Here is a 12231-nt window from a genome sequence, read left to right on the forward strand (position 1 = left end):
CTCAATCGTTGATAGTGWAGGAGGGTGGTTAAGGATGAACAATTAGGTTTGTACTTGAATAAAAAATTGAAGTCTGTATATTTTCTTTTGCTGAAAATGGGGTTGAACATTAATGAAAGAGTCCATCCTCAAAAAACACTGTAAAAATGGGATGTCCATTAACTTTAGTTGAAGAAGCGTAGTATGGTTGAACTGTGAGACACATTTTGCTCGCACGATACTTCTTGTTTCCTTATATAATCTGAGTAAATCGCCATTTATTAACTGTTTTACAATTTACAGGTTTATTAATCACAAATTAGGTAGAAATCACCTATTATTTCCATTTCAAATGGGATATAATTATTTTAATATTCAGAAAGGGGGATCGTAATATGACAAAGAAAATTAAACTTTTTGTATCTGCTTTATGCCTTTCAGTAGTTTTCGTTGCACCAAGCGTATCTGCAGGCGGGTTAAGTGATACAAATTTTGGGCCTTGGACAGGATGCAGTGGAAATAAGCCTTGTTATGACAATGACTAAATTGAAGATAATTTTAATTATTAGTAGAAAGAGCAGCCAACGTTTTATTGGCTGTTTTTTTGTGCATTTTATATCGCTGCGTTATTGCAAATTCCTATCTATCAGTGGACATTTTTCTTCTGGTTCAACACCTTATGTGTCAATAATCCGATTCTTGTTCAGCACAACTCATACACCAAACGCCCTCWTCCGAATCTAAATGATATCCCGTACTTTCTAGTCGATTTCAATGTTGCACATTAMACAATTGTCTTTATGACTTTCATTRCGATGTCTCCTCCTGATTCGCTGTATATGTCAACACTTCAATAAGTCTTGTTCAACTAACGGGTGCTTTAGTAAAAATCTTTGGGCTATACTGTGGAGATTAACTGGAATATTAACGAAGTAATTTTTTATAAATAGGACTCCAGACGTAGTTATAAACAGAACTTCGGACCCGCTATTATAAAACACTTCTCATGTATCATCGAAGCTAAGATAATTAAAGGAGTGGGAATTATTTATAATGGAAACGCATTTAATAGTAAATAGCATTAATGGAGTAGTAGGAGGAGGAGTAGAAACATATGAGGTCGGAAATAGCTGATAAAACTTATTTCACTAAAGGCTGGGGCTATGTTGCAGCTCTTGCACTGTTACCGTATGCGATTTTAAAATCGCTTTGGGCATGGGGATCAACGGTAGGACTTACAACAAAACAAGCTGTACAAAATGTAGCAGGGTTAGGTGATACATTAAAGGAAGGACCTGCTTTTCTGTATACATTATATAACATCGGAATAGACTTCACAGCTATTTTAGCGATACTGGCATCTTTATTTGCTTTAGCTCTAGTGACTTCCTGGGGGGAGAAGCTATCAAAAAGGTTATTAATTATATCTGGATGGTCAGTTGGGGTATTGACAGTTCTAATTTGCTTCTTGACTGCTCTTCAATTTTTAGGAGTGCTTCCAAAAGGAGACACCGAAGGGTTAGCCATATGGGTGTATGTGGTAACGTACGGAGGATTGTTCTTGTGGGGAKTAACTGTATTTATAGCGACTCTGTCTTTCCAGCATCGAGTTAAAAACAAACAGTCGATACATTAGAAGTAATAGGAATTATACCTGGGGAATAATAGTTCTTTTCTTCAACTAACGGGTGCTTTAGTCAATATAGAGCAACGTCATTTAATGACGTTRCTCCTTTTATTTAAAAGTACTTCTGATAATATTCTTTCCGTAACCTTCCACTTAGTTGAGCGTAAATTCGGGTAGTTTCRCTCTTCTCGTGACCCAGTAGACTTTGAATGACTTCAATKGGTGCTCCATTATTCAAYAGATGAGTAGCATAGCTGTGTCTGAGTTGATGTGGATGGATCTCTTTATTAATTCCWGCACGATTTGAAATCCTCTTGATGATGTAYCTCATTTGRGCGACACTCATTATATGGGGGTGTCTTTCAGTGACAAAGATGGCTGGGTCATTGTCAGTKCGACTGTCCATAWAGCGTTTAAGCCATATGTCGCACCGTATATTAAAATAAACTTCCCTCTCCTTATCGCCTTTTCCTCTGACTATTGCAGATCGATTGGACCAATTAATATGGTTCTTTTCTAACGAACGATTTCTCCGATCCGACAACCCGTCGAAAACATTAACTCAAAGATTGCTTTTTCAATTGGTAAATGACAGGCTTCAMGCAAAAGTTCGATTTCCATTTCGGTTAAATACTTGGGTATCCGYTTGCCCACTTTCGGTTCTTTAATTTTCGCAGCTGGATTCTTAAGTATGTTGCCTTCTTCATGGGACCAWCGRAATAAYGATTTYAGAAATCGGATTCTATGTGCAAGACTGGCTGGTTTTTTTAAATGCTTCCCTGAAATCGYAAGGTATTCTTTCAATTGAATTGTGTCCAGAGTTGTTATTTCAATATCCWTAAAATATTCAATAAGTAAWGACAATTGGAGCCGATAAGCCTTTAATGTCTGTGAAGAAAAGCCTTCGATCCTTTTATCAGATTCAAATGCTTCCCATGCTTTTGACAGTAGCAATTTCGTTCCCCCTCAAAAAAAGTATCGTTAAAGGAAATATTGCCATTTCTATCGAAATTAAGACATATTGATAGTTTACTAACGAGGAATTATCCTAACTTAGATTGAAGAATGATATAAGAATATGATTGGAAAGTGGGGAGTTAGATGTTAAGGAGTGAACTTATTTCAGAAATAGCAAATAGAATCTTATGTATAAAAACACTCCATCCAATTAGAGTAGGAGTTAGTGGAATAACTTCATCTGGCAAGACAACGCTTGCTAATGAGCTTACGGCAGAACTTCGAAGAAGAAAGATGGATGTGATTAGGACTAGCATAGACAATTTTCATAATCCAAGGGTTATACGATACAGACAGGGTAAGGAATCTGCTATTGGTTATTACGAGGATGCTCACGATTACAATTCCTTTAAGCAGAAACTTTTAATACCTTTAGGTCCAGGGGGAAACCTGCATTATCAAACAAATTCTTTAGATTTAGCAAAGGACGAGTATGTGAACCCAGAATTAAAAATAGCAGATAGGGATACGATTTTTATTATTGATGGAACTTTTTTATTTAAAAAGGATTTAAGTAACCTATACGATTTTAAAATATTTGTTAAAACTGACTTTGACTTAGCTAGAAAAAGAGGAGCTAAAAGAGAAGAACGGGCATTTGGAAGTTATGAAAAAGCTGAAGAAATGTTCCTAAATAGGTATCACGTTGCTTCGAAACTTTATTTAGAACAACATTCACCTCAACTTAATGCAGATATGGTCATTAATAATAATGAATTAGATAACCCATATTTTGTTTAAAAGAAATGTCTTATTCAACTAACGGGGCAGGTTAGTTGAAGAAGGGAATTACAAATAATAAAGCGAAATATATAGGATAAAACACATTGTAAGGATGAGTGTATTGCGTAATATTGTGAAAATTAAAGCCCTTAAGTTCCCTGATGTTCTTCATTATGACTGGAAGGCGAACTGATTCGTCACACCTGTGATTATTTACTAGTCCTATGCAAACCGGGGCTCAAATTGATTCATCATACCAAAAATAAGATTTTTACTATCGATAATACCTCTCTAGAGTATTTTTCTTTGAAAGAGTGGTTCACAGCTGCAATAGAAGTTGAAGATGGAAAAGTTGTATCTACTTATTGTAATGTGGCAAAACCTTCTTTATTTAAAAACGGACAAATAAGTTTTGTTGACCTAGATTTAGATTTTATTCAGGAAAAGAATAATGACTGGAAAGTAGTAGATGAGGATGAATTTGAATCAAATAGTATTAAATATGGGTATTCAAAAGACTTGAAGAGGGAAACAGTAGAAGCGCTGGAAAGATTAAAGGAAGAAGTGAGGCGGGGAAACTTTCCTTTCAACAATGAAGTGGCATCTCAACATAATTCCAAAATTTATTAGATTAACGGAGTGACGGGGCATTGCTTTTTTGCACGAGATAGATTGTGAAAAATTGTACTTAAACTAACGGGGCAGGTTAATTGAACAAGGAAATGTTGAAAAAGGACCTAAAATTCTTGGGGAAAGGGAAGTAAGCGTAATACGATTCGATAATTTAGGTTTTTATACAAAACCTTATAATTCTACATGGGAGGTTTACCCTCACCATAATGCTTACTGTCATCATAAAAGGAAGTGTGAGGCAAACTGGATTATTATATAAGTTGTTTGTTTTTAAATATCTTAATATAGAAAAAGTCTCAATCCTTTTCGAATAAAGGATCAAGACTTTCCAATTTCTTCTTTCAATAATTGGCTTAGTAAGTCAAAGTCAAATCTGCCATAACAGGATAATGATCACTTGGGAATTGGCCATTTTTATAATAATCTAGAATTTCGACTGTATGCGCTGTGACGTTGCCTTTAGCAAGAATCCAATCAATTCGATTTTTTGGTCCTCCGCCAGTCGGATCACGGAATCCATTAAAGGTACCAAGGTGTTCATTGATTCTTTCCTCAGCAGTTACAAATAAATCTTCAAATGCACCTTCACTAGTTAGCTTTTGGTATGGAACACTATCCGGATTTGCATTAAAATCTCCTGTTAATACAATCGGCAGCTCTGGATTGAAAGCTTTTATTTTTTCTTTAATTAATTCTGCACTCTTCTCTCTAGCATTTGCAGATCGATGGTCAAAATGAGTATTTACAACATAAAATTGTTGATTGGTTTTTTTATCAAGAAATTTCGCCCATGTTACCATACGTGGAATTGTATTTCCCCAAGTCATGGATCCTATCACATTTGGTGTATCTGATAGCCAAAAGTGGTCATACTCTAAAGGAGTGTAGCGATTTTCATTATAGAAAATAGCTGAGTATTCGCCTTTGCTTCCTCCCTCACGGCCTAAACCAATCCATTCGTATTGTGGCAAATTTTCTTCAAGATCCAGAAGCTGTTTATATAAAACTTCCTGTGTTCCAATAATATCTGGTTGTTCCTGTTCGATGAGTTTTTTAATTGCCGGAATCCTCTCTGCCCAAGTATGTGGTGATGGATCACTGTTATTTAAATACCTAATATTATAAGTCATTACCTTTAGATCTACTTCAGATACTTGTCCTGATTTTTCTGAAGCTAACACATTTGATGTTCCTGAAAAGACACTAATTACCAACATAGTTACAATTACTACTAATAAAACAGGATTTAACAATTTTCTCAATTTGATTCCCTCCTAGTTTTGTATTCAAAATAATCATACCGTTTGTATGTAAACTTTTGATTAAAGAAATATGTTTTTAGTGTAATGCTGCTAAAATGTTGGCGGTACCCTAAGAAGAGGTAAAATCAATTTTCTTTGAATCAGTTGAAAATAACAATCTAGATTCCAATTCATTTAATCTTAAAGTCAGTGATAGTGATGATGAACCAGATTGGTAATGAAATTTTTTATTTCACTAACGGGTGCTTTAGTTGAAGATTCGATTTCCGAAATAATCAATCTTTTTTATATAAGTGAATAGCAATAAACAGGCGAAACCTCGTATTTTGATCAAACTTTGTTCAAAATACGAGGTTTGTTTTTCACCAAAAAATGGAAGATTCTCGCTAAGTTTCTATCAATCTTTATTCAAAGGTTACATCATATCTCAAGAATGAAGTTCATAAAAACAAAAAAGAGAAAGTGGGTTCATCCCCACTTTCTCCGATTGGTTCATTTCTCTAATTCTTGTTGTTTTTCTTTCGTTGCCACTGCTTCTTTTAATTCTTTGGTGTGACTGTGGTGAGGATTTAAGGACTCAATGTTTTTTTCTAATGCCTCTCGGGATTGCAATAATGGATTTTTCATTAAATGCCACCCTACCGTAATATTGTGTTGATGTTCGGCTTTAAAATTTTTCGCTTTAATATATTTGCCGACTCGTTCATTTAATAGTTTTTCATTTTTTGTCTGTAGATGGTTTATTTCTTTCACAGAAGTGACAGATAGAAATCGTTCGGTATTTAAGGACTGATCGATAGCTGTCTTCTGAATGAACTTCTGACCTTCAATCTTCTTCGCAAATGTCCGTTCAGTCGTTTTTCCTCCCTCAAGTGTCACCGAATATTTGCCATCTTCAATTTTGGTGACTTTCATGAAATCTTCGACCTTCTTGAACTCTTTCACGATTTCATTTTTGTTTTCCAATACGTTGATGACATGGTACCGGCTTTCCAAGTCACTTAACGGCACCAAGCGATTGGTATTAGTACGCAGGATGAATTGATTGTCACGAGCATTTTCTTCCACTTTCGCAAATAAGACCAATCCGTTCTTTGGATCTACTAACTGCATGGTTGGATAATTGTTTAAATCAATCTGAAGTTTTTCCTCCAACTCAGATTTCACTTTGGACGGATCGATGGATTGATAAAACTCGTTGATTTTTTCACTTTGTAGGGAATTGATTTGTTCAATCATCTGACTGGATACTTGCTGTACTTCTCGAATCGCTTGTTTGGCGACATTCAAGTCCTGAGCCCATGTCGCAATATAACCGGTTGAAGTCAGGTTGGTATCTAGCCCATAATATTTTGACACAATGTAGGCTGCAGATTCTGCCTGTGCTTCCTTATGACCACGAGGATATTGATGCATCTCACTTTCTTTGTTATGAAGAAGTCCGTGCGCATATTCATGAATGACCACTCTAAACTTGTCATCCGTGGTTTTGGAAACTGCTGTATTAATCACGATTTGATCGGTTGTGCGATTATAGGTCCCACCATAAGCTTCATGTTCATGATGTTCTTCTAAGATTGATAACGGATTCTTCTCGTCTGTGTTTACGTTCTGTACAAAACGGTCATACAGTTCGCTCAAAGATTCTTCCGACTGCAAATCGTTCTGGACGAAATCTCGAACATTGGGCAGTTCTCGGCCATTGGTTTGAGCAACATCAAACACCTTGCCAAACACATAGCCACTGATGGTTTCTTTTACTTTCACTTGCGGGTCGCCATACTCATCCGTAAGGACACGACCGGTTTCCTTGTCTACGGTCTGTTCCACTTCTTTTTGAAAGGTAGGAACAAGAATATCAATACTCTTTTCGCCTTTAATGACGTGACGTCCGAGCGCTTGCCATTGCTTGAAACTGCGGATCATGGTCGCATCCGGGTATTGAGAAGCGATCAGTAAAGCGTTATGGAAGGAATAATTATGCCCAGAAGCCATAACATTCAACAAGTCCTGGAATCGGTCATTTTTGAATAAATCTTCTAAGCTCGTCTCTAACCGTTTGGATACTTCAGTTAAATCTACTTTACTCGACATATTCAATCACGTCCTTTCGTACATACCAAGCCTCATATAAAGGCTCTAACCTGCCTTCAATACGAATGGGTGTGTAACAAGTTACCGTGTAATCTGCGATGTTTTCTTCTAAATCGAGAACACCATCATATGTAAGTGCCTCAAAAGGCACAGGGTCATAAAAACTTAATATCCGTTTGTCCGTTGCGAGAATTTCACTAATGGTCAAATACATCCAGTTCACTCCTTTTGGTGTGTGGGTTTAATCGAATCGTCCATCTGGAATTAAAAGAAGTTTTGAATGGTCACTTCTTTTTCTTTTAATCGCTTTTGAATGTCCTCTTTTTCAAGATCATGCTCTTCTTCAGTGAGCGACTCATTTAGTTCCAGCTCAGATTCATCAAAATCTAGATCCAGATGTTCCGATTGGTACCATTCTTCCTCGAGTATTCGAGTGGTTGTGCCGCCACTGACAGATGAAGGAGAATCAGCTAGTGGCTCATCTTCTACTGTTGCAGCGATTTGTGTTTCTACGACTCGCTCAGGTTCCTCAACTTGTTGATGTTGCTTGAATTGGTCGAGATAGTTTCCAAACACTTCGGATTGCCAAGCCTTTTCAAGTTTCATTGGGAACATGCCACTGACAAATAAGTAGCTGGTATCCTTTGAAATATTGGATAAGTCTCCTTCTGGAATCAAGGGCTTTTTCACATACTGTTCGGATTGACTGGAACTGGCACTCGATTTGCCACTCATGAAGCCTCCACTTTGACTGGTGGAACCGGTTTGAACTTTTGCCGTCGTTTCGCCAGCGAGTTGAGAGAAATACTTGATGGTCTCCATGTCCTTACTGCGCAAATATAAGAGTGTGTCATGGTTGGACAAAATAGAACGGGCCATTTCTTTTCCATACATCGCTTCAATCTGTCCGTTATCCTGAACGATCGTGTTCATGGATAACCCTAACCCTCGACAAGTGGCCAAAACGCGACCGTATTTCTCGATTTTTCCGATGTTCGCAAACTCATCTAATAAGAAAATCGTGGGGATTTTCAACTTGCCCCGATTTTCATCGGCCATTTTATAAAATTGAGAAATCAATTGGTCGAAAAAGACGGATGTTAAGGCCATGAATGGATTGTCATCCATGGGTAGCTTTACATATAAGATGCTCTTTTGTTCCTGGAACGCTCGGAAGTTAAAATCACTCATGCTCGTCATCTTGCTGATCTTATTTAGCGTGAAAATGCTCACCTGTGATGCAAATGATGATGTCACGCTTGCGCGCGTGTTGCCCCCAAGAGTCGTTAACCCTTTTAATAGTTGATACGCTGGATGATCTTGACTTAATTCATCTTCTACCCAGTCACGGAATTCATCTTCATCGGGTGCCACTTTTTGATTAAATGTTGCAATGACGTCTTTCATGCTGGCATTCTGTTTTTCTGTTTTGCAGTAAACAATCAATCCAGCTAACATTTTCTGCGCACGTTCCATGAAAAAGTCTTCTTTTCCATCTTTCGTGGAGTTTTTAGCAATCGTTAAAGATACACTTTGCGCATCCTGATCGTCGAGAACGTAATCAAGTAAATTGTAATGGTCTTCATTAAAGTTAATGAAATCAACTTGATAGACTTGATACCCTTGTTCACGCTTGATTTGGGCTGTTTCATGATAGAGTTCGCCTTTAGGGTCCGTGACGATAATCGATTCTTCTCGATTGTTTAACAAGTTCGGAAGCACATACGATTGACCTTTCCCACTCCCACTGGATCCGACCACATACACGTTGCGGTTATCGATGGACGTTTCACGAGGGATAATGAGCACTTGCTTTTTATTAGGCACTTTCCCTACAATCAAGCCATTTTCAAGCGACTCAAACGTCTTTGTCGGATTCGCTTTGTGATACTTGTTGCGTTTGGCTAACTGTTTTCCATTCATGACTTCCTGGGGCAGCGTAAAACGGGCTGATCCATGGACACCGTAGTCATGTGCATCTTCATAGGTTTTTTCAATCAAGTTCATCTTGGAAATAAACCAAAAGAAGAAGACGCCCATTAATAGAAGAATTAATAGTTTAGTTTGATTGTCGGCATCATTCATGACGTAATCAAGAGTACCGGGCACATCGAGTAACCGGTTGTTGAGGTCGCCTTTTAATTTCAATAACGTAAACAGTCCCGATAAAACATACCCAATCAGAAGAGTTAATAGGAATGTCATCGCTATTCGTAATCCGGCACCTTTTCGGAATTTTCGTTTCGCCATTCTTCCTCCACCCTTCTATAAGTCGACTTCTAAATCTAATTGCTGACGGATGCGTTGATTCTTCGTTTTTCTCTTTAGTTTGGATGAAAGCTGTGTACTATGCTTTGTACCGTGAGAAGAACTAGATTGATGAATCAGTTGTTCAAGCAGTTCACTGGATGCTCGTCCCCCAATATAGTGTGAGATGTCTCGCTGCGCGGTTGATAAGCGATTGAAAAATGGATGAGCTTGCGTTTTTTCATAGGCTTGCTGCTTGGCTGATCGTTCCGTTTCCTGGACCGCAGCGAATCGTACACAGGCTTTTAAATTTGGCATGAACCCATTCTTCAACTCATCTTTGTAATAGCGCAAAATGTCAGCTTTTACTTGGAGTGGCAATGCATCGGTCTTTTTAAGTGTGCTTTCTTTTTCATCTGCAAACTTATGACGAATTAGCACCCCTAGTTGTTCGTTCGCCAACTCAGCTTTACGACTGCTTTGGATGAGAAGTTGTTGCATCGTATTCAACTTAATGGATAGAGAATACACTTTCTCAGCTTCCCCACGCGTTTTCAGAAGCGCCTCTTTTTCTTTACCCAATTTATTACGAGTTAGCGATTGAATCCGGACAGTATTGCTTAACGTATCGCTTTTTTCGACCAGTTGTTTGATTTCTGCAATCGCTAATACTTCTGACACGTCTTCAGGAGTAGGAACTTGCTCCAACCGATTCTGTTTTAGTGCTTCAAGAATGTCAGATTTAGCGAGAAGGACACGATCGTTCCATTTAAACTCTTCCGCAACATCCGGGTATATCCGATTGAACGCGCGATGTGTAATCAGTGAACAGACGTTATAAACTCGTTCGGTATGTTCTAGTAACATGTCTTGTGTTTTGGCTTCTTTTTCTCGCACTCCATCTTGATTCTCGTATGCTTCAAGTCGAGGAACAAATTGTTCATAGAATCGATCCAATGAAAAACCTTGGGACTGTAGAAATGCTTGGTTTTGTGTGTGATACGCTCTGTTGACAGCGTCAAGCAAGCCATGCGTAACAGTCATTTCTGTTTCTTTAGGTTCGAGTGTCCGCTCTCTCCAACGATACAATCCGTCTAAGTGCTGACGAACATTGGTGAACTGCATCTCTTGTTTTAAACGGCCTTGTAAAAAATGAATACTCTTCTGGTATTCAGGTTCGAGTTGACTCATCACGAGACTCGTTTCTTGGTGAAGAAGTTTCTCAATCGATGGTGCAGATTGATGAGCAGCAAGCGAAACTATTTTGGATTCCAGACGTGCAATTTCTTGATTGGTTTGGCGTATTTCTTGATTGAGCTGATGATAAAAAGTGAAGGCTACTTTTCCTTGCGCTGCCAATCGTTTCACGAACTGATATTCATTTCGTTCCAAACGAACTTCTGCGATCTTCTCCAATCCTTGTTCCTCAAAAGAAAGCGCTGATACGCTTTCGTTAATCCCGTTCTCTAAGAAAGAGTCGTTGATGGCCTCTGCATAAGCAAGTCTCCACTTCACCAATGTTTCTCTATCATTCCAATCCGTGGACGATTCCGTTTGGAAAATTTTCTTCCCATCTTCTGTTCGATTGATTTCTCCGTGTTCATCTCGTTCATATACTCTTCTCTTCTTATCTCCCCATGTACCGTCTTCCTTAAATGGGCGAACCGTCAATAAAATATGTGCATGTGGGTTATGTTCTTTATCTCGATGAATGGCGACGTCCGCCACCATTCCTTCATCCACAAAGTGTGTTTGAACAAATGTTTTGACGAGATTCTTTTGTTGATCGTGATTGAGTTCGAGTGGCAAAGCAATGAGAATCTCACGAGCTAGTTGGGCATTCCATGCTTTTTCTTTAGTCTCGACTTCATTCCATAATCTTTCACGGTCAAGAGTCCATTCGGGGGCGTGATCAGGTTTTAGGATGAATGCTTCAGGGGCTACCCCACGAGTTCGAAAGCTTTTGGTTTCTTCATCACGTTCTGAATACAAAGGCGTTCCACTTCGATAGCTGGCACTTGCTACTACTGATTGTGTTTTTTTACTGATCACGTTCGCTCGCAGCATGTAATAACTCATCTTAATTCCCTCCCCTCTTTTTCTTTTATGTTTTATATATCCGAAGGCGACAAACTTTTTGACCGAAGGCAAACCCCAGGGCACCACTTTAGTGGTGTATAAATGGGCACTCGTCTTTCAGTCCTCGGATTTATTGTACCATAATTTTTCATTTCTTATGGGAATATTTTTATTTATATGTTAATATTTTTATATATAAAACAAAATAGGAGTGAAAGATCAATGGCGAATAACTTTGAAAAGATTTTAACGATCGAACAACAAATCGAGAAATTAAAGGAGAAACAAAAACGATTAGAGGAACAAATGCAGATGAATATTGGACGGGAGTTATTAAAGTTATGGAATGTGGATTCAGAGGAAGAAGCTTTGAAATGGATTCAAGAGCTGGCTGTTCAAGTGAATGGGGAGAATGAAACGCGTGAAATCGAAATGATGCGCCATGAAGGATAATCGACTGCAACAAGCGAATGAGTTACAAGAAAAAGTGAAGGCTCTGCAACAAAAGAAAAAACGGTTGGAAAATGAAGCCCTGCGTAAAATTAGTTGTGAAAAGAGAAAAGCCCGGAC

General features: G+C 38.2%; 10 protein-coding genes and 1 pseudogene. 5 read left to right on the forward strand and 6 right to left on the reverse strand.

Annotation, left to right across the window (positions count from 1 at the left end; translation table 11 throughout):
• Window positions 1-374: 374 nt before the first annotated feature.
• Window positions 375-524, forward strand: coding sequence for a hypothetical protein (locus AC1DSB_RS01355; protein WP_477533176.1), 150 nt, complete (start codon window positions 375-377; stop codon window positions 522-524).
• A 569-nt stretch (window positions 525-1093) separates the two neighbouring features.
• Window positions 1094-1615, forward strand: coding sequence for a hypothetical protein (locus AC1DSB_RS01360; protein WP_477533175.1), 522 nt, complete (start codon window positions 1094-1096; stop codon window positions 1613-1615).
• Window positions 1616-1718: 103 nt separating this feature from the next.
• Here AC1DSB_RS01360 and AC1DSB_RS01365 read toward each other — a convergent pair.
• Window positions 1719-2560: pseudogene (locus AC1DSB_RS01365) on the reverse strand (tyrosine-type recombinase/integrase).
• Window positions 2561-2707: 147 nt separating this feature from the next.
• On the opposite strand from AC1DSB_RS01365, the gene AC1DSB_RS01370 reads away from it, so the two are divergent.
• Window positions 2708-3364, forward strand: a complete 657-nt coding sequence (locus AC1DSB_RS01370) for a hypothetical protein (RefSeq protein WP_477585530.1) — start codon at window positions 2708-2710, stop codon at window positions 3362-3364.
• 225 nt (window positions 3365-3589) lie between these two features.
• A complete protein-coding gene (locus tag AC1DSB_RS01375) occupies window positions 3590-3976 on the forward strand; it encodes a DUF402 domain-containing protein (protein ID WP_477585532.1) in 387 nt (128 codons plus the stop codon).
• A 356-nt stretch (window positions 3977-4332) separates the two neighbouring features.
• On the opposite strand, the gene AC1DSB_RS01380 is transcribed toward AC1DSB_RS01375, so the two are convergent.
• The 5 genes from AC1DSB_RS01380 to mobQ form a co-directional block, all read right to left on the reverse strand.
• The gene (locus tag AC1DSB_RS01380; protein WP_477533360.1) at window positions 4333-5241 is read right to left on the reverse strand and encodes an endonuclease/exonuclease/phosphatase family protein; all 909 of its coding nucleotides are present in this window, start codon (window positions 5239-5241) and stop codon (window positions 4333-4335) included.
• Window positions 5242-5733: 492 nt separating this feature from the next.
• Window positions 5734-7335 (reverse strand): ArdC-like ssDNA-binding domain-containing protein, encoded by a 1602-nt coding sequence (locus AC1DSB_RS01385; RefSeq protein ID WP_477585534.1) that lies wholly within the window; start codon window positions 7333-7335, stop codon window positions 5734-5736.
• Window positions 7325-7549, reverse strand: a complete 225-nt coding sequence (locus AC1DSB_RS01390) for a hypothetical protein (protein ID WP_394189523.1) — start codon at window positions 7547-7549, stop codon at window positions 7325-7327. The genes AC1DSB_RS01385 and AC1DSB_RS01390 overlap by 11 nt, the downstream gene beginning before the upstream one ends.
• 50 nt (window positions 7550-7599) lie before the next feature.
• Window positions 7600-9585, reverse strand: coding sequence for a VirD4-like conjugal transfer protein, CD1115 family (locus AC1DSB_RS01395; RefSeq protein ID WP_477532802.1), 1986 nt, complete (start codon window positions 9583-9585; stop codon window positions 7600-7602).
• Window positions 9586-9600: 15 nt separating this feature from the next.
• Complete coding sequence (gene mobQ / locus AC1DSB_RS01400; protein ID WP_477585536.1) at window positions 9601-11661, reverse strand: MobQ family relaxase; 2061 nt, start codon at window positions 11659-11661, stop codon at window positions 9601-9603.
• Between the two features lie 222 nt (window positions 11662-11883).
• Between mobQ and AC1DSB_RS01405 the strand changes: the two genes are divergently transcribed.
• Window positions 11884-12114 (forward strand): hypothetical protein, encoded by a 231-nt coding sequence (locus AC1DSB_RS01405; protein WP_477585538.1) that lies wholly within the window; start codon window positions 11884-11886, stop codon window positions 12112-12114.
• The last annotated feature ends 117 nt before the right edge of the window (window positions 12115-12231 follow it).

The organism is Paenisporosarcina sp. P4_E4_2 (assembly GCF_056401595.1).